Annotated in this window: 25 protein-coding genes and 1 riboswitch; of the genes, 5 read left to right on the forward strand and 20 right to left on the reverse strand. The window is 36.5% G+C overall.

The window, feature by feature from the left end:
- Positions 1–11: 11 nt before the first annotated feature.
- The 4 genes from ACIQ38_RS18770 to ACIQ38_RS18785 form a co-directional block, all read right to left on the reverse strand.
- Positions 12–1,745 carry a methyl-accepting chemotaxis protein gene (locus ACIQ38_RS18770; RefSeq protein ID WP_402826645.1) on the reverse strand — a complete coding sequence of 578 codons (1,734 nt, stop codon included), beginning with the start codon at positions 1,743–1,745 and terminating at the stop codon, positions 12–14.
- 178 nt (positions 1,746–1,923) lie between these two features.
- Positions 1,924–2,901 (reverse strand): ring-cleaving dioxygenase, encoded by a 978-nt coding sequence (locus ACIQ38_RS18775; RefSeq protein ID WP_402826647.1) that lies wholly within the window; start codon positions 2,899–2,901, stop codon positions 1,924–1,926.
- Between the two features lie 163 nt (positions 2,902–3,064).
- Positions 3,065–4,048: an ornithine cyclodeaminase family protein gene (locus ACIQ38_RS18780; RefSeq protein ID WP_402826650.1), complete on the reverse strand. Its 984-nt coding sequence runs from the start codon at positions 4,046–4,048 to the stop codon at positions 3,065–3,067.
- Between the two features lie 84 nt (positions 4,049–4,132).
- Positions 4,133–5,476 carry an MFS transporter gene (locus ACIQ38_RS18785; RefSeq protein ID WP_402826653.1) on the reverse strand — a complete coding sequence of 448 codons (1,344 nt, stop codon included), beginning with the start codon at positions 5,474–5,476 and terminating at the stop codon, positions 4,133–4,135.
- A gap of 166 nt (positions 5,477–5,642) precedes the next feature.
- Between ACIQ38_RS18785 and ACIQ38_RS18790 the strand changes: the two genes are divergently transcribed.
- The 3 genes from ACIQ38_RS18790 to ACIQ38_RS18800 all read left to right on the forward strand — a co-directional run bounded on the left by ACIQ38_RS18790 (position 5,643) and on the right by ACIQ38_RS18800 (position 7,886).
- A complete protein-coding gene (locus tag ACIQ38_RS18790; protein ID WP_402826656.1) occupies positions 5,643–6,155 on the forward strand; it encodes a helix-turn-helix domain-containing protein in 513 nt (170 codons plus the stop codon).
- 202 nt (positions 6,156–6,357) lie between these two features.
- On the forward strand, positions 6,358–6,918 hold the full coding sequence (locus ACIQ38_RS18795) for a ribonuclease FAU-1 family protein (RefSeq protein WP_402826959.1): 561 nt from the start codon (positions 6,358–6,360) through the stop codon (positions 6,916–6,918).
- A gap of 215 nt (positions 6,919–7,133) precedes the next feature.
- The gene (locus ACIQ38_RS18800) at positions 7,134–7,886 is read left to right on the forward strand and encodes an SDR family NAD(P)-dependent oxidoreductase (RefSeq protein WP_402826659.1); all 753 of its coding nucleotides are present in this window, start codon (positions 7,134–7,136) and stop codon (positions 7,884–7,886) included.
- Between the two features lie 212 nt (positions 7,887–8,098).
- Here the strand turns inward: ACIQ38_RS18800 and ACIQ38_RS18805 are convergent, their stop codons facing one another.
- The 9 genes from ACIQ38_RS18805 to ACIQ38_RS18845 form a co-directional block, all read right to left on the reverse strand.
- Positions 8,099–8,848 carry an alpha/beta hydrolase gene (locus ACIQ38_RS18805; RefSeq protein ID WP_402826662.1) on the reverse strand — a complete coding sequence of 250 codons (750 nt, stop codon included), beginning with the start codon at positions 8,846–8,848 and terminating at the stop codon, positions 8,099–8,101.
- A gap of 12 nt (positions 8,849–8,860) precedes the next feature.
- On the reverse strand, positions 8,861–9,655 hold the full coding sequence (locus tag ACIQ38_RS18810) for an alpha/beta hydrolase (RefSeq protein WP_402826665.1): 795 nt from the start codon (positions 9,653–9,655) through the stop codon (positions 8,861–8,863).
- Positions 9,656–9,670: 15 nt separating this feature from the next.
- Positions 9,671–10,456, reverse strand: coding sequence for an ABC transporter ATP-binding protein (locus ACIQ38_RS18815; RefSeq protein WP_402826668.1), 786 nt, complete (start codon positions 10,454–10,456; stop codon positions 9,671–9,673).
- Positions 10,457–10,466: 10 nt separating this feature from the next.
- The gene (locus ACIQ38_RS18820; protein ID WP_402826670.1) at positions 10,467–11,498 is read right to left on the reverse strand and encodes a FecCD family ABC transporter permease; all 1,032 of its coding nucleotides are present in this window, start codon (positions 11,496–11,498) and stop codon (positions 10,467–10,469) included.
- Positions 11,491–12,498: a FecCD family ABC transporter permease gene (locus tag ACIQ38_RS18825; RefSeq protein ID WP_402826673.1), complete on the reverse strand. Its 1,008-nt coding sequence runs from the start codon at positions 12,496–12,498 to the stop codon at positions 11,491–11,493. Before ACIQ38_RS18825 ends, ACIQ38_RS18820 begins: the two co-directional genes overlap by 8 nt.
- A 23-nt stretch (positions 12,499–12,521) precedes the next feature.
- Positions 12,522–13,508 (reverse strand): ABC transporter substrate-binding protein, encoded by a 987-nt coding sequence (locus tag ACIQ38_RS18830; protein WP_402826962.1) that lies wholly within the window; start codon positions 13,506–13,508, stop codon positions 12,522–12,524.
- Between the two features lie 737 nt (positions 13,509–14,245).
- Positions 14,246–15,529 (reverse strand): NCS2 family permease, encoded by a 1,284-nt coding sequence (locus tag ACIQ38_RS18835; protein ID WP_402826676.1) that lies wholly within the window; start codon positions 15,527–15,529, stop codon positions 14,246–14,248.
- A gap of 39 nt (positions 15,530–15,568) precedes the next feature.
- A riboswitch (purine riboswitch) is annotated at positions 15,569–15,668 on the reverse strand.
- A gap of 254 nt (positions 15,669–15,922) precedes the next feature.
- Entirely contained in the window at positions 15,923–17,518 is a 1,596-nt protein-coding gene (locus ACIQ38_RS18840; protein ID WP_402826679.1) for a long-chain-fatty-acid--CoA ligase, read from the reverse strand.
- Between the two features lie 16 nt (positions 17,519–17,534).
- The gene (locus ACIQ38_RS18845; protein WP_402826682.1) at positions 17,535–18,716 is read right to left on the reverse strand and encodes a CaiB/BaiF CoA transferase family protein; all 1,182 of its coding nucleotides are present in this window, start codon (positions 18,714–18,716) and stop codon (positions 17,535–17,537) included.
- Positions 18,717–18,894: 178 nt separating this feature from the next.
- Here ACIQ38_RS18845 and ACIQ38_RS18850 point away from each other — a divergent pair, with 178 nt between their 5' ends.
- Complete coding sequence (locus ACIQ38_RS18850; protein WP_402826685.1) at positions 18,895–20,331, forward strand: phospholipase D family protein; 1,437 nt, start codon at positions 18,895–18,897, stop codon at positions 20,329–20,331.
- A gap of 74 nt (positions 20,332–20,405) precedes the next feature.
- Here the strand turns inward: ACIQ38_RS18850 and ACIQ38_RS18855 are convergent, their stop codons facing one another.
- The 6 genes from ACIQ38_RS18855 to ACIQ38_RS18880 form a co-directional block, all read right to left on the reverse strand.
- A complete protein-coding gene (locus tag ACIQ38_RS18855; protein ID WP_402826688.1) occupies positions 20,406–20,942 on the reverse strand; it encodes a GNAT family N-acetyltransferase in 537 nt (178 codons plus the stop codon).
- A 22-nt stretch (positions 20,943–20,964) separates the two neighbouring features.
- Positions 20,965–21,291 (reverse strand): YnfA family protein, encoded by a 327-nt coding sequence (locus ACIQ38_RS18860; protein ID WP_402826691.1) that lies wholly within the window; start codon positions 21,289–21,291, stop codon positions 20,965–20,967.
- Between the two features lie 33 nt (positions 21,292–21,324).
- Positions 21,325–21,801, reverse strand: a complete 477-nt coding sequence (locus tag ACIQ38_RS18865) for an NUDIX hydrolase (protein ID WP_402826693.1) — start codon at positions 21,799–21,801, stop codon at positions 21,325–21,327.
- Positions 21,802–21,818: 17 nt separating this feature from the next.
- Entirely contained in the window at positions 21,819–22,289 is a 471-nt protein-coding gene (locus tag ACIQ38_RS18870) for a YbaK/EbsC family protein (RefSeq protein ID WP_402826696.1), read from the reverse strand.
- 105 nt (positions 22,290–22,394) lie between these two features.
- Positions 22,395–22,550, reverse strand: coding sequence for a DUF1540 domain-containing protein (locus tag ACIQ38_RS18875; protein WP_402826698.1), 156 nt, complete (start codon positions 22,548–22,550; stop codon positions 22,395–22,397).
- A 104-nt stretch (positions 22,551–22,654) separates the two neighbouring features.
- Positions 22,655–23,191, reverse strand: coding sequence for a GNAT family N-acetyltransferase (locus ACIQ38_RS18880; RefSeq protein WP_402826701.1), 537 nt, complete (start codon positions 23,189–23,191; stop codon positions 22,655–22,657).
- 128 nt (positions 23,192–23,319) lie between these two features.
- Between ACIQ38_RS18880 and ACIQ38_RS18885 the strand changes: the two genes are divergently transcribed.
- Positions 23,320–23,697, forward strand: coding sequence for an SLAP domain-containing protein (locus ACIQ38_RS18885; RefSeq protein ID WP_402826704.1), 378 nt, complete (start codon positions 23,320–23,322; stop codon positions 23,695–23,697).
- Between the two features lie 915 nt (positions 23,698–24,612).
- Here the strand turns inward: ACIQ38_RS18885 and ACIQ38_RS18890 are convergent.
- Entirely contained in the window at positions 24,613–26,982 is a 2,370-nt protein-coding gene (locus tag ACIQ38_RS18890) for an EAL domain-containing protein (protein ID WP_402826708.1), read from the reverse strand.
- Positions 26,983–26,992: the final 10 nt, after the last annotated feature.

A 26,992-nucleotide genomic window follows, 5' to 3' on the forward strand; every position in this document is an offset into this window, starting at 1 on the left:
TTTCTATTTACTTAATTTAATTTAAAATCCGAAACGACATCTTGAAGTTTCTCGGACATCTCTGCCAAAGCACGTGATGCAGCAGTCATTTCAACCATGGATGCATATTGTTCTTCTGCAGCTGCTACTACGTTTTGTGTGTAATCAGTGGATTTTTCTGTTACATCTTTTGTTTTATTTACTTCTGTTACAAGTACTTCTGTATTACTATTTATTTCTTGAATTTCCCCTGAAATAAAGGAAAGTTTATTATTGATCAAGTTTATATCATCCGAAATTTTTTCAAATGTTTTTCCGGCATTGGAAACATACTTCATACCACTTTCTATTGCAAGTTTTCCTTCCGTTGCAGTTTGTACGGTATGTTTTGTATTGTCTTGTATTTCACTGATTAACGAAGAAATATTTTTAGCAGCGTTTCCGGATTCCTCCGCCAACTTCCGTACTTCATCAGCTACTACTGCAAAACCTTTTCCATGTTCTCCCGCTCTAGCTGCTTCGATCGCTGCGTTTAAAGCTAGTAAATTCGTTTGTTCCGCTATACCTGTAATGACATTAATAATTTCACCAATTTCTTGTGATTTCCGTTCAAGTACTAACATTGCTTCTGTTGTCGCCGTACTTTGATTATTGATTTGATTCATTTGTTCCACCGTTTGCAAAATCACCTCATTACCAGAATCGGAAACTTTAGACGTTTCAATGGAAAGATCGTTTAATTCTTTAATATTGGTCGTTATTCCTGTAATGCTAGATGAAATTTGGGATACCGAGTTTTTCGCTTCTTGCATGCCAAATAATTGGCTTTCTTGTCCAGAAGAAATTTGTTGGATAGACTCTGTAATCTCCTCTGATGCTCTACTCGTTTGCTCACTACTAGCCGTAAGCTCTTCAGATGTAGCAGCAACTTGCTGTGCTGAATTGGAAACAGAATTGAGGACTTCTTTTAAATTGGCAGTCATTGTATTTAATCCATTTGCTAAATCGCCCAACTCATCTTTATTTTTTATCTTAATATTTTTTACTGACAAGTCTTGATCAGCAATCTTTTTCAGATTTTGAGCGATTAACTGGATTGGGTTTCCTAAATGTCTAGAAAACAGGATGATCACTACTATACCTACTAATGTACTCACGGCAAGTGTAATGATAATAGTCATCAGGATAGAATTAGATCCTTTATTAAAAGCTTCCATATAAGTTCCTGCACTTACTACCCACCCCCAATTTGGATCTATTGTATTGTAGGTAATTTTTGTCGCTGCGGTACCAGGCTGATTTGGTAAGTCCCATTTATAATAATAAAACCCTCCACCTGCTTCAGCAGTTTTAATCATATCTTGGACAATGTATTTCCCATCAATATCTTTATTTTCCCAAGCATTTGTTCCTTCTAAGGAAGGGTGGGCAATTTCTTCTCCGTCTGTACCATAGATAACAAAGTATCCATTCTCCCCTAAATCTACTTTCGTTGTTAAGGCACGTTTGCCATCACTTTGTAAATCACCAAGTAAATATTGCTTTACTTGTTCTTGTGCTTCTTCCAGTGTCATTTCACCATTTTCAACAGATGTATTCATTGCATCAATTACTAGAAGCGCCATCTCAACGCCATTTTTTAGGGTTTTTTCGCCCAATTCATCCAAGTTATTCTTAGCTGAAAAATAGCTAGTTACACCTATTACTAAGCTCGGTATTAATAATAAACAAATAGAAATGATAAAAAGTTTTGTGCGTATTCTCATTTTCTAGTCCCCTTTTACACAACCATGACATTCATCATGTGTATTTATAACTACTTATATGTATCGGCTGAAACTTTGGAATCTTTAACTTTTATCCTAAATAGGAAATAAAAACTATTATTAAAAGTCTTTCCACACAAAAAGCTCACTTCCCCATCGGAAGTGAGCCCTTACATGTTTATTCTTTTACAAAGTCAATCGTACTTCTTACCGTATCGATAGGACGAACTAAGCTTTCTATTTGTTCACGTTTTGGTTCTAAAAAAGGTGGTAAAGATAATTTTTCTCCAAGTGTTTCGTAAGGCTCATCTCCCATGAATCCTGGACCATCTGTCGCAAACTCAAACAAAATGCCGTTTGCAACTCTTGCGTATAAACTTTGGAAGAAGAAGCGATCCACGAAACCAGATGTTTGGAACCCAAAACTCTCCATGCGAGTAGTCCATTCATCCAACACAGAACGATCTTCTACACGGAAAGCTGCATGGTGAACTGTACCAAACCCTTGTCGTCCTGGAGGAAGAATAATGTTTTTTTCTACAATAACTTGTGCACCATTTCCGCCTTCTCCAACTTCAAATAAATGCAAGGAACCTTCTTGGGCAATCTCTTTAAATAGCATTACTTTTTCTAATACTTCCTTCATATAATCGAATTCTGCAATTCGAATATGAATTGGTCCAAGTCCTGTAATTGCATACTCTAAAGGAATCGGTCCTTTTTGCCATGGTGTACCTGATGCAATTCCTTCATTGTTTTCATCAGACACTAATTGATATTGTTGGTCATCAAAGTCTACGAATGAGAGAACTTTTGTACCGAATTGTTCTTCAATTCCTGTATGTTTTACTTCTAGACGATCGAAACGTTTTACCCAATAGTCTAATGCCGCATCGCTCGGAACACGGAATCCAGTTTTATAAATTTCATTTGTCCCATGTGTCCCTTTCGGAATGCCTGGGAAATCGAAGAAAGTCATATCTGTTCCTGCGCCGCCTACATCATCCGCAAAGAACAAGTGATAAGTTTGTATATCATCTTGGTTCACAGTTTTCTTGACTAAACGCATTCCTAATGTATAAGTAAAAAATTTATAGTTCTCTTCTGCACTACTTGTAATCGCTGTTACGTGGTGCATACCTTTTAAATGATTCATATTATATTCCTCCTATATTATATTACTTTTAATTAAAATATCTCTAATTCAAAGTAATTTTAACATGTGTAAAATAACTTGTCAATCAAATAGAAACTGTCTCCAAAGTGTAAACTTTTGGAGACAGTTTCTATTTTCAATATGACCATGTTAAGTAATAATATTACATGTCTATTTCGTTACCTATTTGTTGTTCTTTCGCTTTGGCATATACGCCTTTTGCAACAGCTAAATCAAAGTAAGCAGCTCCGACCGATTTAAAAAAGGTAATCTCTTCTTCATTTTCTCTTCCTTTTATCGCATCAACCACAAGCTTCCCTAATTCACCGTGAACTTGTTCAAAAGACCATTTCCCTTTATCTTGTGCATCCATTAGTTCTCCAGCTTCTTCTTTTACGCCTGCTAAATCATCCACTACAATTTTTGTTGCACGAGTAATCGTCGTTATGTCTACTTCATGCATATGTGGCAAGTAAGAGCCTACACCGTTTATATGTGCACCAGGTTTTAAATCTTCTCCGTTAAATACAGGATCGATTGCACGCGTTGCACAGTTAATAATATCTGCTTGTCTGACAGCTACCCCTACATCGTTAATAATTTCAAAGGAAGTTTCTACTCCAAAAGCACTCAGTTTTTCTCCAAACGCTTTCGCTTTTTCTAAATTACGGTTTACGAGTAGAATGCGCTCGATTGGACGAACAGCAAGGACTCCCAGCACTTGTTCAAATGCCATCGCACCTGTTCCAATTACCGCTAATACGTTTGCCTCTTTTTTTGCTAAGTAATTTGTTGCTATTCCACTTAACGCGCCAGTGCGAAGTCTCGTTAAATAGGAGGCACTCAACATAGCTAAATGCTCCCCGTTTGATCCATCTGACAACATGATAACTCCTTGTGTTGTTGCTTTACCGATCGCTGGGTTATGTGGAAAAATGGTGACCAGTTTTACCGCCGCCACTTCATCTACTAAATCCGCACTCGGCATATATAATGCGGACGCTTCTTGCTGCGGAAAGTCAATTACTGTACGAAGAGGGCTAGCAATCTTATCTGCTTCCTTCACTTTTAAAACTTTGGTGATATCTTCAATTGCATCATCCATAACATACGTATTCATAATCTGTTGTTCATTTACCACTAACATGCAAAAACCTCCATTAATAAAGAAAAACTCGTCTGCCACTATTCTTAGCGACAGACGAGATATTTCTTTTTATCGCTTTACTTATTATGCTTTACCAAGTACTTTGGAAACTTTAGAATTCTCTTTTGAATTATCAACATCTACTTTGTTAATATCATCCAAATTCTCTTGACTGCGATCCTTTACAGCCCATATTGCTATCAATGAAATAACTGCTGTAAAGATGATATAGCACGCAACTGGAATATAGGAATCATTGAACTTAAGCAGTAAGCTTGCCGCAACTAGCGGAGCTGTACCACCAGCTACCGCTGCTCCGATTTGATACCCGAGTGTAATTCCTGTATACCGCACTTTTGCATCAAATATTTCAGAGAACATCGTACCTAGCACCGCGGTAATCGGTGACCAAATAATACCTAAACCGATTATCGTTGCAATCACTAGTAATGCAACAGATTGTTGATGTAACATCCAAAAATACGGGAATGCAAAAAGAATCATTCCAACAGTTCCAGTGACATATAGTTTTTTGCGGCCCACTTTATCCGAAAGGCTTCCCATTATCGGGATTAATATCGTCGTAACAATTGTAGCTATCATCACCGAGTTTAACACTGCTGTTCTAGAAAAACCTAAATTGGTTGTTGCATAAGATACGACAAACGTACCAAAAATATAAAATGGTGCGGTTTCCACCACTTTCGCACCGATTGCAATTAGGACTTCACACCAATGATACTTTAACGTATCTACTATCGGCAGTTTTGGAATCTCGCCAGATTCTTGTACCTTTTTAAATGATGGCGTTTCATCAATTCCCTTACGAATCCACAACCCAAAAACTACCAATAATGCACTAAAGATAAATGGAATACGCCAACCCCAAGTCATAAAAGAACCTTCAGGCAACAATGTCATAATCGATAATGCGACCGTTCCTAGAACCATCCCTATTGTTACTCCCATTTGAGGGATAGCGCCATATAATCCACGTTTTTCTTTCGGAGCATATTCAACTGCTAGAAGTAGCGCTCCTCCCCATTCTCCGCCAATACCTAGCCCTTGGACAAGACGTAACGTGATTAAAAGAATTGGAGCCCAAACACCTATCGCTTGATAAGTAGGAAGTAACCCCATACCAAATGTTGCAATCCCCATTAAACTTAATGTTAGAACAAGCGTCTTCTTACGCCCGATTCTATCGCCAATATGGCTGAAAATAACTCCTCCGAATGGACGTATAAAAAATGCTAATGCAAATGATGCATACGCAAGAATAGTTCCAACCGATGGGTCTTCCGTAACAAAGAATAACTGGTTAAATACTAGAGCTGCTACTGTCCCATATAGAAAGTAATCGAACCATTCAATCGAACTTCCTACTAAACTAGCAATCCACACTTTTCTCATTTGTTTTGGATCCATTTTTTCTCTCCCCTTTAAAATTGAAGTGACACTTTAATTCTCCCATTTCCATTGTATAAAGTTTAAAATTTTCTGTCAATAAAAACTGAAAATTATTTGCATTAGTCGTCCCCTAAAAATTAAGATATGATTAAACCGAGAGTTATAAAACAAAGGAGAATTATCTATGTCTTCTCATTCAATAGGACAGATTTTAAAAGAACTTAGAAAAGAACGAAAACTTACCCTAAAAAATTTAGCTGAACTCACAGATGTCTCTATTAGCTTTCTATCCCAAGTGGAACGTGGAAAATCGAGTGTCACGTTAGAATCTTTGAAGAAAATAGCAGATGCATTGAAGGTAAATCCAACTATCTTCTTTTCCAATGATTCTAAAAGCGATGACTTAGAAACTATTAGACAACAGTTTTATTATCAAGATTTGTCTAATGGAATTCCTGACGCTAGCTACTTACCAATCCTCGTAACATTACAGCCTGGAGAAAATGAAGGAAATGCTTTTTCACATAGTGGACATGAGTTTTTATTTGTTGTTGAGGGGACACTCACAGTAGTTGTGGATGAAGAAGAAATGAATTTATTCGAGCAACAATCTATCATGTTCGATGCAAATAAAACGCATTACTGGTATAACCTCACGGATATGCCGGTACGATTTTTAGTCGTATCGTCCAAATAAAATACATATAAAGACTTTTAACTCGACCTCTATACAATTTTTAAATCGTATAGATTGTTTCTAACTAACCCAAAAGGGTGTTAACACTTTTTGGGTGAACTTATTTAACTAACGAAGAAATTTAGCTATTAATACAACGTATTTTTTGTCAAGAGTATAATTATGAGAAGGATGTATTGAAAGGATTGACTAGATTTTGTTTATTTTAGATGGTAGTCAGTATAAAGGGCAGGAGATTACAGAAAGAAAAATCCGGTATGATTCTAAAATTGTAGATTATAAATGTAGTTTGTTAAGTGCTCAAAATCAATGTATCGTTTTGTTTCACATTATTAAAGAATCTTTTACAATGCAAATTAATCATATTAAAATAACAATTCCAATAGGGAGTTATACAATTGCTTATTATTGGGAAGATCGTCCATATAATTTATATTTTTGGAGAGATAAAGAAGGAAATTATTTAGCTTCGTATTTTAACATTGTAAAGAATACAAAATTCGAAGAGAATATGGTTTCATTTGAAGATTTAATAATAGATGTACTAGTACTTCCAAATGGTGAATATTTTATTTTGGATGAGGATGAATTGCCTGAAGCATTCGAAAGATTCGAGAATGGTTCAGTTAAACGTGCAGTAGAAACATTATTAAGGTCAATTAATGACGTACTCTCTCAAACTATTACAGAATCTGAAAGTATCTATAACCATAAAAGATTTACTCCACTGTTAGATAAGGGTTGTGAAGACCTTTTCAGCTGACTGGTGCTTTAGTTTAATAAGTACCTTCCACAACCTGGTGCTATTCTTTAGCAAGAATTGTGTCTTTTTCTTTAGGTTGAAAGCAAAATTGTTGAGGAACGTATTAAAAAAACATGCTGAAGATTGTAATGTTTTACTAAATTAACTGGATCCAAAAGGATTTGGACTTAAATTGTAGAATTCTTATTACAATCAAACTTTTCAGGAGGAAGGCTATGCAAAACTTGTCAGGCAAAGTGATTCTTATTACTGGAGCAAGTTCAGGGATTGGGCGTGCCACAGCCGACTTATTGGCATCTAGAGGAGCAAAAGTTATTATTAATTTTCATTCAAACGAAAAAGGCGCAATGGAGACTGTCCAACTTATTAGAGAAAAAGGTGGAGATGCTATTGCTATTCGGGCTGATGTTATGAAAAAAGAGGAAGTGAACTCAATGGTTGATCAAGCTCTTTCCTCATTTAATACGATTGATGTTCTGGTTAATAATGCTGGAGGAGGAATCGGTCAAAGCAGCTTTATGGATATAAGTGAAGAATTGTGGGAAGAAACGTTTAGATTGAATGTAAATAGTGTTCTTTTATGCTCTCAAGCCGTCTTAAAACATATGATTCCTAAGAAAGATGGTAAAATCATCAATGTATCTTCGGCGGCAGCTCGAATTGGTGGTGCAGGAGAAAGTATTCACTATGCATCTACTAAAGGAGCAGTAAATACAATGACCATTGGTATGTCCAGAGAGTTAATTGAATATGGAATTATTGTGAATGGTGTGGCACCAGGAATGGTAGAAACGCCATTTCACGAGAAATTTGCTCCAAACGATAATCGTCTTGAGCGAATGGTTTCATCGGTACCTATTAAACGGGCAGCATCACCATTGGAAATAGCAGAGGTAATTGCTTTCCTTTCTTCCGATGCTTCAAATTACATATTAGGAGAAATTATAAATGTTAGTGGTGGAAGGTAACGAAAAAGGTAATAGTCAAGACCGTCTTCTTTCCAAATGGATGTGTATTTTGAAGAAGCTACTCTTATCTTAAAAGCTCTCATTTTGATCACAAAGCAACAACTAAAGAGGCCAAACATATTTGATTTATATAATATGTTTGAACTCTTTATTTACATACGTTTGAATGTCGTTGCCCTAAGATAAATAAATTATCGATCTTTATTTCAAAGCTAAACATGCTTAGTTGGATATAAAAACTGAATGCTTCTTGGAAAATAGTGAAGAAAAAATGGATCATCATGGACGCCTTCTGGATCTGTTTCAAATAACAAATTTTCGGATGGCTGCGCAATCGTATTTTGTAAAATATGAAATGCCCTTTTACTATTTGGCACCATATTCTTTTGAATATTTGTCTTCGTGATACCTTCTTTTTCACCAACATACATATACACTTTCGGATGATAATCCATTGCGGTTGATTCCATATATTCCATAAAGTTTGTGAACCATACTGAACTCGACAATAAAATGTATTTTTGAAATAAGTTTCTCTTTCTGTACATTGCATACATAGAAATTAAACCGCCTAAGGAAACACCCCCTAATGCAATATCCTCTGAAATACGGAACTGTTCTTTAATATAGGGATATAGCTGTTCATATATAAAATCCAAATAGTTATCTCCCAACCCACCGAAGGACCAATCACTAAATAGCGCATCATGCTTCCAAGGGGTGTATTCATTATTTCTATTATCCGAATCAATTCCAATAAAAACTACTGGCTCTGTTAAACCTGCTTTTACATTTTGTTCAATTACATCAATTGACTCTCTAAATAAAAAGTCTCCATCATGCAAAAAGACAGCTGGAAAAATACTTTCTACATCTAATCTGTACTCTTTTGGCAAATAGACGCTTATTTTTCTTTCCATTAGTTGTAGTTCTATAAACTCTCCTTCAACTTTCGAAGTCACTAGCATTCCTCCTTATTTATTCATAAAGCGAAAGGCTCTACTCATAATGGTTGGAACAACAGACGCATGATTTTCACCTTCCGCAATATACAACTCAACTTCCAATTGTTCTGTTTGGTGCTCGCTCATATTCGCATACAATTGCTTAGCATCATCTACCATAAAGTCCTCTTCACTGCCAACCATCATTAATAACTTTCTATGGGCATGTGGCATTGCCTTCTGAAAATATTGGTCCGCATGCATGAATAGCTCATGCTCATTCCACCAAATAGAAGGACTAACTGCTACATAATAAGGGAACAATTCTGGACGTTTAAATAGAGCCCAAACTACAAATAATCCACTTAATGAATGACCAAATAGTGTCTGTTTTTCCTGATTAATCGCATATTTTTCATTAATAACTGGCATTAATTCTCGCTCGATAAAAGCAAGGAGTTTTTCTGCGCCACCATGATCCCAAATTTGTGTTCCTTTGAAACGTTCTGGGTATTTATATGTTTGAGCAAAAGGCGTAAACTCATAAAATCTTCGTTTTCCTACATCTTCTTTCGTACCTTTATGTCCAATCCCTACAACTATTGCAGGAGAGATGAGCGTTTTTGGTCCATTTCCTGATTGTAATCGTACAACATCACGACCAAAGTGAAAATACCAATTCCCATCTAACATATAATAGACAGGAAAACCTTCTTCTGGGGCTTCTTCCTTTGGAATGGACACTTTTATGTCATAGGTATAATCCATTATATTTGATTTCATTTCCCAAAACTCAGTATCTTCTAGCCAAACTTTAGCTGTCATTTCCGCTTCCTCCATTTAAATGTCATAGCCATAACAAACTGGCGAGCCGTTCTCTTCATCTATCATTATCTTGGCATCAATTTGAAAGACGCGCTTCATTACTTCCTTCGTTAAAATTTCTGACGGCGTTCCAACAGTAATAATTTCTCCGTCTTTCATTGCAATAAGCTCATCTGAAAAACGAGCTGCATGATTAATATCATGCAACACCATCACGATTGTACATTGATGTTTTTTATTTAAATCGTTTACAATTTTAAGCATTTCCAATTGATGGGCCATATCTAAGTATGTAGTAGGTTCATCTAGAAGTAGGATATCTGTTTCTTGTGCTAATGCCATAGCTAGCCATACTTTTTGGCGTTGCCCGCCTGACAATTGATTGATTTCTCTTTTACGAAAGTCAGTAGTTTTCGTTACTTCCATTGCCCATTCAATTACTTCGATATCTTTTTTCGAGAGAGTTCCAACGTTTTTTCGATGGGGATAACGACCGTATGATATAAGCTCTTCCACTTTTAGCTGTGCTGGTGCTTCCGGATTTTGTGATAGAAGTGCTAGCTGCTTTGCAATTTCTTTCGTAGAAATTGCTTGCATATCTTGTTCTTGTAAAAACACGTTTCCACTTTTTTGTTTTAAAATTCTTCCGATTGTTTTTAAAAGTGTAGATTTTCCACATCCATTCGGTCCAATAATCGTTGTAATCTTACCTTCTTGAATAGATGTACTCAAATTTGTAAAAACGGTTTGCTTTTCGTAACCGGAACATAAATCCTCCACTCGCAATACACTGTTTACCATTAGAATCCTCCTAAGCTTTAGATTTCACTAACAAATATAAAAAGTATGGAATTCCAATGATCGACACCACAATCCCTACTGGTAATTCGGAAGGCTCAAATACCGTCTTAGCAATATAATCAGAAAAAACAAGTAAAAACATGCCAATCATTGCACTCATCGGAATAACAAAACGATGATTAATACCGACAAGTCGTTTGGCAATATGTGGTGCCATTAATCCGATAAATCCAATACCTCCAGAAACCGAAACACAGGCACTCACGATTCCTACACTGCTTAACAATAAGATAGACTTTTCTTTTTCCACTGCTATTCCCAAACTTTTCACACTTGCCTCTTCCAGTTGAAAATAATCTAATAAGTGGCTTTTCCGATAAATAACATATCCTAAAATAACCACCCAAGGTAACGTCGACATAACAAAGGTCCAGTTTGCACTATAAATACTCCCGGCAATCCAAACAGCCGCCATTTCATAGTCACTTGCATTCATTTTAAGCGAGATATAAAGAGACAATGCACCAAATCCACTACTTATCGCTATCCCGGTTAAAATAAGTCGTTGCATATCCAACACACCATTTCGCCAAGCAAAAAGATAGATTAAACCAGCTGCTACTGCCCCTCCAACGAAGCCAAAAATCGGCATCATCAAAATAGAAGACCAACTATCATCCGTCAAATTATTAGAAGACATTTGAAAAAAGAACATAAAAATAACAATAGATGCCCCAGCACCTGCATTAATCCCTAAAATACCGGGATCTGCTAAACCATTTCTTGTTACCCCTTGTATAACAGTCCCCGCTATTCCTAATCCGATACCTACTAATGCTGCAATAACAATACGAGGTAAACGAAACTGGAAAATAACTAAGTCATGTTTTTCATTCGGATCTATTCGAAGCATTGTCTTCACCACATCCATAACGGACATGTCAAATGCTCCATTCGTAATATGAAAATAAAATGCAACGAGTGTCAGCCCTAAAAAAATGAGCATCATTGTTAAAAAACGAATAAATTGTTCTTTACGCACGCTGTTCTCCTCCTCTCGTACGAATTAAATAAAGGAAGAAGGGAACACCGATAATTGCTGTTACTACTCCAACAGGCGTTTCAAACGGAAAGTTTATAAACCTGCTAATGATGTCACAAAACGCCAAAAAAACGGCTCCAATTACTGCTGAGCACGGAATTACGAAACGATAATCCACTCCAACGATAAAGCGGGTAATATGTGGGATCACAAGACCAACAAATGCAATTTTCCCGACTAGTGCAACTGCGGTCCCGGTTAAACACACAACCGATAAAATACTAATCACTTTCACCCATTTTGTTCGCTGCCCTAAATTGACTGCGATATCTTCTCCTAACGAAGAAATTGTCACCGACTTTGCAATACTCAAAGCAAGTATTAGTCCAACTAATCCAAAAGGAATGGATAGCAAAAGCATATCTGGATTCACTGTATGTATTTTAGCGTTATACCATACACTAACACTTTGCGAAACTTGAAAGTACATTGCAACAGCAGATGCCATGCTGCTAAGGAACGTTCCAATAACTGTCCCAATAATGGCTAGCCTAACTGGTGATAATCCACCTTTTATAAGCGATCCAAAGCCGAATACTAAACCGGCCCCAATGGCAGAACCAACCATTGATAGTAAAATCATTTGATAATTCGGTAATCCTGGAAAAAACACCATCGCCAACGTAATAACAAATGCCGAACCGTCATTTACACCCATAATGGAAGGGGATGCAAGATAATTTCGTGTTATGCCTTGCATCACAGAACCAGCAACTGCTAAAAATGCGCCAACTAGTAAAGCAGCGATTACGCGCGGTAATCGAGACGTTCTAATAATGTTGTGATCCACATTATTAGCGTCGAATTGCGTAATCGCTTGCCATACAGTTAATGCACTAATATCCTTTGCACCATATAAAACGGATAAGACAATTGCTAGTACGATGAACACTGGGGAGGTTACTAGAATAGTAGTTGCTATCCAATTTTTCTTGTTCATTTACATTCATCGCACCTTATCTTTTACTTCAGTAAGTCTTCAATTGCCGCGTCTAAAAATTTCACTTTCGACCATGCAGTACCACCTTGTGCTAATGGATCTACAGCATTCACAAATACATGATCGTTTTTAGCAGCTTCTACACTTTTGAAAATTGGGTTATTTAATAAATCGTCAAGCGCTGTTGCATTATCGGTATTTTCGCTCGTTTCGAATTGTAAGAAGATATAATCTGGATTAACGTCTGCTAAAGCTTCTAGTGAAAGTTCTGCTTGTGCCTCTGTCTTAGTAATAACTTCCGGAACTGTTGCACCTAAATCTTCATAAATAACTGGATTCAAATAAACTCCTGCTGGATAGACACACATGCTGCCTTGGCGAATACGAACTACTAAAATATTTTTATCTTTCAGAGATTCTTGTATTTTTCCTTTCGCTTCAGATGCTTTTGCATCATAATCCGTAATAATAGTTTCTGCTTCCGAATCTTTTCCTGTTAATTGACCTAGTAATCTTAAATTCTCTTTCCAGTTAGTTGAAATATGTGAATAAGGAATCATTGTTTGAATTTTGTTTAAGGACGCTACAACATCTTCACCATGTTTAGATGAGCCTAAAATAACGTCTGGATCTAATGCTAAAATTGATTCATTGTTTGGTGCAAATTTATCCCCAACTAATGCTGCTCCATCTAGCTCCGTTGCTAAATAACCTGGAATCTCACCGGCAATTTCCAAAACTCCTGTTGGCTTCACACCTAAAATAGCAGCGTCTTCCATTGATTCAAGACTAGCAGCTACAATATTATTTACTTGTGCTGGTAATACATAGTCTTCCCCTAAATATGTAATCGTTTGTTCTGTAGCAGCCTCTTCTTTTACTTCTGTTTCCGCTTCTGCAACTTCTGTTTCCTTATTTGCTGAAACTGCTTCCTCTTCTTTATCTCCACAAGCAGCTAAACTTAAAGCTAAAAGTGCTGATGCACCCATTAACCAATACTTTTTGTTCATCATTGTAAAATCTCGCTCCCTTTTTATATTATTAAACTGGCCTAGTTCAACTGATAACGATTATCATTATCATATTAATGGAAATTAATAATAAACGCAATATTATTTTTAAAATAATGGAAAACTTTTTATACAAAATAACCCCGAACCTCTTTTTGATAGAGTTTCGGGGGTTTTGTTTAACAAATGTTAATTGGTAATTAATAACTTTCTAATACAAAAGCGCAAAAACACCTGCATCAGATCCGCTATAGCAAATGAGAATGACGTACACGATTAGAAATAATCGGGATAATGCGTCTTAGCGACCGCTGAACACGACAAATTAGTCGAGCAGATGCCGGCCAGGAGAAATCGGCGGTGTTTTAGGCATATTATCCCTATAATGTGTTGAAATCATAGTCGTCTCAATCCAAGTAAAGAGCTATTGTAAGAATTAGTTGCTCTCATCTGCAATTTAGTTGCTTTCATACTGATTTTAATTGCTTTCGTACTGAAATTAGTTGCTTTCAATAGCTTTTTGATTGCCCTTAGCCATTCTTTGGTATTTTGCACGACGGTGCCAGACCCTGCAAGTGCGTTAGCGACGTAGCGGCTCGTCACTTGCTCAGCGGAAATACGGCGGTCACCAAATAGAGCTCACTAATTCCCATTATCCCTATATCATGCACACTTTTAAGAAGACATACAAAAAATCCAATGGCTCGGAACCATTGGATTTTTGAGTAAATTTAATATTAGTGAAAGAAAATCATTTGAATCGCAAAAATAATCCCGAAAATGTATATAATCGGATGTACTTGTCGACCTTTACCACTCACAAGTTTAAGAATAGGATACGTAATGAATCCAACTGCAATCCCAGTTGCAATACTTCCGGTTAAAGGCATCGTTAATATAATCATAAAAGCCGGAAATGCATCATCGAACTTTTTCCAATCAATTTTTGAAAGTCCATCCATCATATAACAACCAACAATGATTAAAGCGGGAGCTGTAATCGCCGGAAGGGATGAAATAGCCGACACCAATGGAGAGAAAAACAAAGCAACAAAAAATAGAATGGCTACTACAAGCGCAGTTAAACCAGATCGTCCACCTGCGGCTACTCCGGTCGATGATTCAATGTAGGCAGTTGACGGGCTCGTCCCAAGAGTTGCTCCAACAGTTGTAGCAACCGCATCTGCAGCAAGTGCAGATTTCGTTTTCGGCGATTTCCCATCCTTTACTAAACCTGCCTGCTCTGTCACACCGATCAATGTTCCAGTTGTATCAAATATCGTCACAAGTAAAAATGAAAATACGACGGCATATAATCCACTCGTAAACACTCCTGGAATATCTACATCAAAAAATACGATGGATGGCGGAGTAGAAACAACTCCGTCTAGTTGCAACATTCCCATAAAGTAACCGATAATTGCAGTAACGAACATACCAACAAATAATGCCCCTTTTACTCGTAGTGCGGTTAATATAATCGTTACAAACAATCCGATAATCGATAGGACTGCGATTGGATCACGCAAATCTCCCAGTGTTACAAGCGCATCACTATTTCCAACAACAAGTTTAGACATTTTCAATCCGACAAAAGCGATAAATAACCCAATGCCAGCAGTAATTCCATACTTTATAGAAGCAGGAATCGACTCAATTAATAGTTCCCGTAATTTCGTTAACGTTAACAATAAAAAGATAATACCTGCTACCAAGACTGCCCCAAATACCACTTGATAACTAACACCTTGTGTAGCGACAACACTTGTAAAATAAGCATTCATCCCCATACCTGGTGCAATCGCGATTGGATAATTTGCAAACAAAGCCATAATTAATGTCCCTATTACTGCAGCAACAATCGTTGCAATAAATACTTGATCGAAAGGGACCCCTGCTGCCGAAAGAATGGCAGGATTAACGAAAATGATGTATGCCATCGTTAAAAAAGTAGTAACGCCCGCTAATACTTCTGTTTTCACACTTGTACCTAATTCACTTAATTTAAATAAACGTTCCATAATTCCTCCTAAAAATAAAAAATCTAACTAAAAATAGATAGACGAAATCTATCCATTCATAGTTAGAAATTAACGGTTTCTACTAGAAACTCTCAGACCATATTACTGAGAATATACGAATGTCTATTAATTGTTTAATTATCTTACTCCGAACATTATAATATACGAACGATAACCAAGTGTCAACACCAAATGTTCGTATATAGATTCCCATTTTATCTGTGACCGCAAGTTTCCACACTAGCCAACTCATCCTATACCAAAGTGTGGCTTAGTCATTGTCTTCTCATACGAAGTAAACTTGTAATTTCAACTATTTGTTGCTCTAAGCAAATTACTAAAAAAAGACGGCTCTCCATTTAATATGTTAATGGAAAACCGTCTGCTTTTATTTTAATTTACTTTTACTTTCCCTTTCCAATACATTTCACGGAGTAAGAACTTTTGAAGCTTACCTGTTGCTGTTTTTGGTAAAGCTTCCACGAACTCAAATGATTTTGGGGTTTTGAAATGAGCCATATTGGATCTACAATAGTCGTTCATCTCTTGTTCTGTCACATTACTTCCTTCTTTCAGGACGATAATCGCTTTTGGAACTTCTCCCCATTTTTCGTCTGGGACAGCTATTACGGCTACTTCTAATACATCTGAATGCTTGTATAATACTCCTTCAATTTCTGTTGAAGAAATGTTCTCTCCACCCGAGATAATCATATCTTTTATACGGTCTTGGATTTCGATGTAACCATCTGGATGCGTTATTGCCAAATCACCGGTATGAAACCAGCCATCGACAATTGCTTCCGCTGTTTTTTCTGGGTCTTTGTAATAACCTTCCATTACTACATTTCCTCGTGTGACGATTTCTCCAATTTCCTTGCCATTCCAAGCTACTTCTTTTCCATCTTCTTGGCTAACAACTTTTGTTTCCCCGTTAAAAGCTAATTCAATTCCTTGCCTTGCTTTAATCGTCGCTTGTTCCTCTGCTGACTTCTTATCAAATTCTTTCTTCCATTCACTATATAAAATGAATGGCGACGTTTCAGTAAGCCCATAAACATGCATCATTTCGAGTCCGAGAATTTCTTGAGCTTTTCCAATGAGTGCTGCGGCTGGTGGTGCTCCTGCTGTAGCCATTCGAGGGTTTGTTGTAATTTGCACTTCTTTCGCTTTTGGTTCATTCACTAACATATTAACAACGGTAGGTGCGCCACATAACAAGCTGATCTTGTGTTTTTCAAAAAGCTCCAAAATATAAGGTGGGTCTACTTTACGCAAGCATACATGTGTTGCTCCAGTGGCCGTAATAGCCCACACTCCTCCCCAACCGTTTGCGTGGAACATTGGCAATGTATGAAGATACACATCATCATGATTCACATTTAGATGATACATGAAATTTGCTGCATTTAAGTAATTACCTCGATGCGTTAACATAACACCTTTTGGTTTGGAAGTAGTACCACTTGTATAGTTGAGTGTAAGTAACTGATTTTCATCTATATCCACTTTTGGCAAAGAAGAAGTTTCAAAGTCCTGATTGATAAACTCTTCATATTCAGTACCTTCCAGTGAGTTGGAATGACCTTCCACTGCAACGACAATTATTTTTTCTAGTGACAAACTATGACGGATTCCTTCTATCAAATGACTATACTCTTCATCCACGATAAGCATTTTGGAATCACTATGTTTAATAATATACTCTAAGTCTTCTGCGTTTAATCGATAATTTAATGGGACATGTACTGCACCTAGCTGGCAAATTCCATAAAAACTTTCTAACATATAATGTGTATTTGGCAACATAACTGCAATATGATCACCTTTTTGAACACCAGCATTCATTAAAGCTGTAGAAAGTTTATCTGTCCGTTGCCCAAATTCCTCATAAGTGAACTGTTTATCGCCATCGATTACCGCTACTTTTTTTGGATAATATTTAATCGCTCTTCTTTTCCAATCCAATGGTGTTAATGCAGCAAACATTCTACCCAGCTCCCTTTTATAAAGTTATCTCTTTTTTTGTAAGTGCATATATTGCTTCTTCGGTTAAGCCTATTTCTTTCAAAATTTCTTCCGTATCATTTCCTGTTTGTACACCGGTGAACTGATATTGTGCTTGCTCAGTAGAGAACTTAATAGGAAAAGCAATCTGATGCTGTGTGCCTCCATTTTTCTTTGGTACAGAAACAACCATTTCCCTTGCCTTTAGTTGTGGATGATTTACTGCTTCCGCAAAACTCAAGACAGGTTCGATACATCCATCAAAATCATTCTCTAAAATACGTACCCACTCTTCCAAAGTCTTCTGTTTAATAGCTTTTATTAGAATTTCTTTAAAAGCTTGTTGATCCTCTACAAGCGTACTTCCACTTAGTTTTATTAAGCTTGGATCACCGATCAATTCACAAAGCATTGTTTGAAATTGCGGTTCTAAACTACCGATAGAAAGATAGCGATGATCTTTCGTTTCATAATAATCATAAAAAGAGCCCCCATTTAACAATAATGTCTCTGGATTTGGTTCCTCTTTACCTACTAGATATCCCGGACCATACATTGCATTCAACGAAAAAGCTACATCTGTCAGACTTACATCAATCTGCTGACCTTCCCCAGTTTTTTCACGATGATAGACAGCTGCTAAAATTCCTATTACCGCAGGCATAGATCCACCTGCAATGTCGGCCACTTGGACACCAGGAGGCACAGGAATCTGATTCTTTCTATAGGAATAACTCGTTACACCTGCTAAAGATAAATAGTTAATATCATGCCCTGCTCGATTACGAAGAGGACCAGTTTGGCCGTATCCTGTAATAGAGCAAAAAATAATTTTAGGATTAATCTCTTTTAACTGTTCATAGCCTATTCCTAATTTATCCATTACATCTGGACGAAATTGTTCTATCACAATATCGTATTGTTGAATTAGCTGATAGATAATCTCTTTTGCTTCCGGTTGTTTAAGATCCAATGCTAAAGATCTTTTGGAACGATTTAAATGTCCAAAAGTAGCCGATACATCCCCATCCATTGGTCCTAAATATTTCACTAAGTCCGTACGATTTGGGGCTTCCACTTTTACTACTTCTGCTCCCATATCAGCTAACATCATCGTTGCAAATGGTCCAGGTAATAATGTCGAAAAATCTAATACTTTTAAACCATTTAAGATTCCCAAATACTCACCCCTTTTAAATGTAAAATTACAATTCTTCAAAATTTTCTTTCTATTATATTATTGTAGAGAATATTGTATACGTTTTCAAGAGTCGTTCTGTTAAAATGCTCTGATAGTTTTCTTTCTCTTAATCTAGGGAATACAAAGAAGGAATTAGTGTAAGTAGGAGGAAACACAGATGGTTAAAAAGTCAAAAAAGCGGTTTTTCATTAGTGTTGTCATTTTGTTCATGCTTATTTATATAGCAATTATTTTATGGCATACATATAAACCTCTTCCCGACGGGGTTTCATTCGAGGGAAACGTACATAAAACAGATAACGTAGAATTCATAACAGACCTTACATATGCACAAGATCAAGAAGGAAATGGCATGGTACATGAGAATTTTATATTTGATAAAGTAAATGAAATGATTGATGAAGCCGAAAATTTTGTAGTTGTCGATTTCTTTTTGTTTGATGGTTACTACGATGAAGAGGAAGATTTCCCTAAAATTGCAGATACCTTATCAACTACCCTGGCCAATAAAAAGAAAGAGAATCCTAATATGCCGGTAGTATTTATAACAGATCCGCTCAATCGTGGGTACGGCTCTTATGAAAATGAATGGTTCAAAAAAATGAGAGATGCTGGCGTAGAAATAGTCTATACCGACTTGGAACCATTGCGAGACTCAACTCCAATTTACTCCGGCATTTATCGAATATTTTTTCAGTGGCTAGATATAGGTGGAAAAGGTTGGATCGCAAATGCAATGGCAAGTGATGCCCCTAAAATGACAATTGCGTCGTATATGACGTTATTAAACGTAAAGGCAAATCATCGAAAAGCAGTTATAACGGAGAAAGAGGCAATGGTGACCTCGTCCAATCCTCATGATGCGAGTGGCTTCCATGGAAATATTGCATTAACCGTTACCGGTCCAATCATTAATGATATTTTAAAATCAGAAGAAGTTGTTTCCTTATTTTCCGGAGGTCCTAAACTTCCACGCATCGAAGCGGAAGAAACGGACGGAGAATATGAAGTCCAGTACTTAACAGAGAAGAAAATTTTGGATAAGTTGTTGACGGATTTGGCGGACACGAAAGAAGGAGATAAAATTTGGCTTGGCATGTTTTTTGTCGCAAAGCGAGATATCGTAAACGCATTAATTGATGCAGCTAATCGGGGAGTTCAAGTGAATCTCATTTTAGATCCAAATGAAAACTCATTTGGCCAAGAAAAGTCCGGGCTACCTAATAGGCCTGTAGTGCAAGAGATGCTGGAAGATACAAAAGGCAAAATGAATATTCGTTGGTATAACACCGTCATCGGCCAATACCATACGAAAGCTATTTGGATTCAAAATGATGAACATACGATTATTTCAAGTGGATCTGCAAACTATACTGAACGCACATTGGATGACTATAATTTGGAAAATAATTTGCGCGTAATTGCCCCAAATGATAGTGAGCTAGTATCTGCCATGGAAACCTATTTTGAACGACTGTGGAACAATGAAGATGCACTCTATACATTGGATGTGGAAGAATATCAAGATGGATTTACTTGGTGGCAACGTTGGATTTATTCGTTACAAGTTTTTTTAAAAATAACAACTTACTAGCATTAAAAATGAAGGTACTAAATCATTTCAATTATGATTTAGTACCTTTCGTCTTTAAATATATAAATAGAATACTAATTTATATATTCTATCAACCAGCAATCTCGATACTCACCTTCATGGAGTTCATTTTTGGGCAAGAGCTTAACCTTTTTAAATCCACATTTTTCATAACAACGAATTGCCCGTTCATTCCATATTTGAGGATCCATTACTACTCTGTCCGCATCATTTTGTTCCACTAAGAAGCTTACCATTGAATTCACTAAAAGGGTTCCAATTCCATTGTTCCAATAGACAGCTTCTCCTATAAATTGGTCCATCCCATATATTACATCTGAAACATCTGCGTACCCATATGAATTTCGTTCCTCATTACCAAGTGGGTAATATTGGATATATCCGATTGGAATATTATCAAACTCCACAATACAACATACTACTCCATTTTCACGGTTATAAAATTTCTCCTGCACCTTCTCTAAGTCAAATGCATTGTCTCGTCCTTCATAAAACTCAAGTATAATTGGATCAGAAAGCCACTTGACTATTAACGAACTATCCTTCTGTTCTAATAGACGAACAGATAACTTGTCGTTTTGAAATAACATCTTCCAGACTCCCCCTTCTTCGTTAACTTCGAGAAGCAAACAACATAACAGATACACCAATTATGCATATTAAAGCCCCAATCCAATCATATGTATCCGGCACTTTTTTATCGACTCCCCATCCCCATAGGACTGATAATACGATAAATACTCCTCCATAAGCTGCATACACTCTGCCGAAAGAAGGAAACATTTGAAAAGTAGCAATAACTCCGTAAAGAGCTAATGTTATTCCGCCTAAAAGTCCTAAATAAGCAGACTTTCCTTCTCTCAACCATAACCATATAAGATAACCGCCCCCAATTTCAGCTAAACCCGCTGCAAAAAATAAAGCAATCACTGTAATCAAACTAGCCTCACCTCTCGAACTTCGACAATATCATTATTTCACTTCTACTACATGTCCTATATGCATTGGTAATTCTGTTATTCTTTCTTTTAGAAATAATGGATATAAGTTCGTATCGTTTATTTCCTCCAACGGTTTCCAGTAATACGTATGTATTTTTCCATCTTCGTTTACAGTAAATTCATTGCCTCTGCTAAGTAATTCATCATTTTTTAGCTCTAATAAATAGAAAAAGCAAATCTCATGAAACTTTTCCTGTAAAGTGGCTTCCATAAAGAAATTTTCATTCACCCATAACATATGTTTTACATTCGCTTCTATAGAGAGTTCTTCCCTGATTTCCCGTTTTATCGCATCTTCACTTGTTTCGTTCAACATTACTCTACCACCTGGGACATAATAATACGATTGATGTTCATCTTTCATAATGAGCAATTTATCATCATGTATTAATAACCCTGCTACCCTGTAATTAAATCTGCCCTCTGCTGTTTGAAATGAAATATCCATGATTCTCCCCTTTTCCTTTATTCCCATCCTTTGCAAACATCGACCCATTTCCGGCCTCTTGCATATGTATATAACTCTTCACACGAAAGTTCTATAGCACTATTACTGCTCCCACATGCAGGAAAAACTGTTTCAAACCGTTTTAAAGACTCATCTAAATAAACCTCTATATCATCTGGAATACCAAATGGACAGACACCACCTACTGCATGTCCTACCTGCTCAAGTACTTCATCTGGAGTCAGCATCTTAGCTTTGACACCAAAAGTTGCTTTAAATTTGGCGTTATCAATTTTTGCATCGCCTGCAGCTACTACTAAAATACAGCCGTCCTCTTTTTTAAAGGATAATGTTTTAGCAATACGTGCGCCTTCTACATTAAGCGCTTGAGCAGCTAACTCAACTGTTGCACTGGATGCCTCATATTCCAAAATTCTTTCTTCCATTTCAAAGCCTTTAAAATAATCTCTTACTTTTTCTATTGCCACTTTCTACACCTCTTATTTTCAATATTTTAATTTCTCTTATAATCTTATCATTATTTTGTTTAAAATTTAAAAAGGGTAACCAAAAAGATGGTTACCCTAGATGCATTACGATTCTGGTTCAAATGTTTTGCAATCTGTTTCTTCACTATTAGACGCTTGTTTTCCTTTATTACTTACTACATAAATCGCAGTAGCATGGCATTTGTTTCCAGATCCCCAATACGTACAGTTATTTACTTCACAAAGAACATCTTGAGCCAAAGTAATACACCTCCTTTTTATTAGCATTAACAATTCGGAAGTGATTAATACTAGTAAAAACGAGCTCGTCTTGATTTAGTAAACTCAATCAATTGCAATAGTAGCTACTTTTTTAGGCTATATATACTCATTTGAAAAACTTGTTTTTTATAATATCCCTCTTCCTCCACCTTACCTATCTCAATAAAATGGCACTTTTCTAAAAGTCGTACAGATGCTTCGTTGTTTGCCTCCGTATAAGCTAATAGTTCCTTTAAATTCATTACATCAAAACCATACCCAACAACATTAAGTAATGCTTCTTTCATAAAACCTTTCCCCTGAAAATCAGGCATTATTCCATATCCTAGCTCACCATTCAACTGCTCCTCATTAATGTTCCAAATACTAATAGATCCAATAATCTTTTTATGTAATTTGTGTTCAATCGCCCAAATAATCCACTTATTTTCTTCTATACCTTTATTCATCTTTTCGATATAATCTTTTGTTTCGTCTACAGTTTCATCTATCTTCGAATCCGTATATTCTATCATATTTGGATTGTTTCTCATTTCAAATAAATCGTGTCGATCATTGTCATTCATTCTTCGTAGTAAAAGATTTTTCGTTTCCATGATTGGAAAAGGATAAAAATTCATTGTATAGCTACCTACTTTCGTTAATGATGCACCTATTATTCTAAATTTTATACTATTATCTAACGGAAAACTTCCAAACATAGTTAGTCATGATAAAATGAGTGTAGTTCATATTGGGGGAATTAATAATGCAAAAGCTTGAGTTTGAATCATCATGGGACAAAACGATATCCAATAAAGATCGTCAAAAAATTGAAGCTAACTTTCTTGAAACAAGCCATGCTAACAATCAAGGTATTCTGCTAACGCCGCTATGGCAATCTTCCAATCATAAAGGCGAATTATTAGTAACTGTGCTCATCCATAATTTCACTACGCATCCTTTTTCATTTCAAAACACGAAACTAAAATACATCGAAGCTAATGTAGTACGCTTCGAGCATTCCTTTACATTACCTTCCCTTAGCATACAAGCAGGAAGTAGTACGCCATGGACATTTATTTTTCCAAATGAAAGTCTGGACAATAAACTTTCCTTTGAAAATGGGTATTTGGAGATAATTTAATACTACTGTGTAAATTACTATAGGGAAAATGTGTTGTAGTAACCGCTGTGATTTTCGCAGCAGTCGTACGCTTTCCGCCAGGTGAGCGATGAGCCATCCCCGCCGCCCTGGGGCGTGCGTTGGGATGCCTCATTTTGCTCAGGCAAAGGAATAAAGGCTAAGAACGCCACATCGTGTGGCAACGCCTTCGTAACCAACATCCTGTTGGCCTCGGCAGGAGTCGACGCTTGCAGCGAAAATCAATGGAAATCACTTGCTTATAGAATATTTGCTTGCTAATAACAAAGCTTCCTACATTTTATGGGCCTATTTTATCCAGTAACTGGCTTAGAGCAACCAACCATTCATTGAAAGCAACCAATTCCAGTCTGAAAGCAATCAAATCATCACGAGAGCAACCAAATAGCCAATGAAAGCAACTAAATTCTTAAATCAGCTCTTTACTTAGGGTGAGACGACTATGATTTCTATATATTATTGGAACAATACGTTATAAAGCCATCTGAGCATGCAAGCTAGTATCGGATAGACTGGGATTGTCGTGTTCATCTACCGTGTTTTCTCTTTCGGGGTGTGGATTGTAATGTTCGGAGTTGTGATTGTCGCACACATTGTGGAAATTGGCTCATTCAACCATTTATTGTTAATACAAGACCATGATAAGTAAGTTTTTACCATTTATTTTCACTGCAGGGCGGCGACTCCTAAGGGATCAAGTGAGTAAGATGAGACTTCACAACGTACGCGCTTAGGCGCGGCGGTGAAGGCTCATCACTCACCCCACGGAAAGCGTCCGTCCTGCAGCGAAAATCTCAGCGGTCACTAATAAGAACTCTTTACGACACCCTTTCCCTATTATGCGCAGCATCTCAAATCATTTTCACTTTGGTCTGTACTACTTTTGCAACTATTAATTCATACCGGAAGCGGTAAGAGATTATTCTCAAGAAGAATAACTATTTCCTCATAGCTAACTGGCTTACTTATATAATACCCTTGTATCAATTCACAATTATAACTTTGAAGTCTTTCAAATTGTTCCTTATGTTCCACTCCTTCTGCTACAACCTGTAAGCCTATCGTATGCGCTAAATTGATAATTGTCTCGATAAACTTACCGTCTTTTTCAGACTGTAGCATTCCATCTACAAAACTCTTATCAATTTTTACATGATTGATCGGTAAACTGTTTAAATAACTTAAAGAAGAGTAGCCTGTTCCAAAGTCGTCGAGATGAATGGATATTCCAAGCTGCTGAAGTTCCTCTAACTTTTGCTTGTTCAAATCAAATGATTGCATCAAAGAGGTTTCCGTAATTTCAAGCTCGATCCAGTCGTGACAAACACCTGATGCTTCGATTATTTCCCTTATATTATAAACAAAATCTTGTTGCATAATATGAACAGTAGAAATATTGACTGCTATTCTAACTGGTTGTTCCCTATCTCTATTAATCTCTTGAATTGTCTTGCATGCTTGCTTTAATACCCATTTGTCTATTTCTACTATTTGACCTGTCATTTCAGCGATTTGAATTATTTGAAAAGTATTATAGTTAGACAGAGCAGAAGTTTTTGTTCGTAAAAGTGCTTCTATGCTCGCAATCCTTCCTTCATCTGGTTTAAATAATGGTTGGAAATATAACTCGAAGTCATCATTATCTAGACATTCTCGAATGCCTAGTTCTATTTTAAATTTTTCTTCTAGTTGCTTTTTCATCCCCTCATCAAATATTCTGTATCCATTTTTCCCATAACTTTTTGCTTCATACATGGCCATATCCGCTAGTTTTAACAATTCTTCTGAAGTGATGGCATGGGTCGGATATAAGGAAACACCTACGCTTGCGGTAATATTTAATATTCTAGATTCTACTTCAATAGGCATATCGAATTGCTGGATAATGGCTTCTACTTCGGTTCTCGCTTGTTCTACTGATTCTAACTCATGTATCACTACGATAAATTCATCACCGCTAATACGAGCAACATCTTTATTTTTCGCTGACAGTGCATTTAGTTTTTCGGCTACCTCTGTAATTAGCTTATCTCCGAACGAGTGACCAAGCGTATCATTTACAGTTTTAAAGTTATCTAAATCGACGAAAATGATTGCTTTTAAGTACTCGGTGTCATCGTTTTCGAGTGATTCTGTAAGCAATTCTTGTAAGCTTCTTCTATTTAATAACCCTGTTAGTGAATCATATGATGCTAAATGGTTAATCTGATTTTCTCTTGTTTTTATCGACATAATCATACTATTAAAACCATTGGCTAACCGTTCTATTTCTTCGTAATCCTTTACGTTTGCTTGCACGTCATAATTTCCATTTTCCACAGAAACCATTAGCTTACCTAGTTTTTTTAATGGTCGGACTCCTCTTAACGTTGCAAAATAGGCTATAACGCCAAATAGCAGGAGACAAAAAAGTCCGATTGCTAGTATCGGTTGATGTCTTTTTATTAGGGTTCGAATGATTTCTTCTTTACTTATCGCTGTAACGATGCTCATATCATTTTGCACAATTGGATGAGAACGTAATAGATACTCCTTATTCTGCACAATATACGGTACATAATTTTCTGCACTGTCCTTGATCATTTCGGAGTATTGACTGCCAAAAAGATTTTCACCAATTAGATGATTATCACGGTTTGCCAGTATCGTCCCATTTCTACTTAACAACAGAACTAAGCCGTCTTCTCCGATTTTCGAATTACTTATTTGACTACTAATTTCTTGAAGATTCATATCTAGCGCAATAACCCCAAGCATACCTTTAGGACCCACTACAGACTTAGAAGCTGTAATAATAATCTCCTGTGTCACATAGTCAAGATACGGTTCCGTCCAATATACTTTTTCTGTATTTTGCATCGCAAGCTTGTACCAAAGTTGTTCTTGGGCATGATAGCTACTTGGTATTTCTTTATATTCTCCTCTATAAAATTTACCATTCGCTAAACCATACATAATTTTCCCGTTAACGTTGGAATTTTTTTGATAATCTTCTAACACGGATATAATCTCGTCCTCACTGCCAGCATAATTATTTAGCAACAAGAGGGACTGGCTGAGCTGCTCCAATGTATTCTCAACAGTTGAAAATTGATATCCGAAAGATAGAAGCGTTTGCATTAAGACAGATTCCGCTTCTTTTTTATATAGCTGTTCTAAGCTTTCATTCAAATTTTTATATGACAATAAAATGAATAATGACATGGTGACAATACACATAAATACGATCAAAGTCGTTGCCCAAAACTTAATGCTCCTTATTTTCAAAAGGTCCACC

This window comes from Psychrobacillus sp. NPDC096389 (assembly GCF_044762855.1).
Taxonomy (GTDB): domain Bacteria; phylum Bacillota; class Bacilli; order Bacillales_A; family Planococcaceae; genus Psychrobacillus.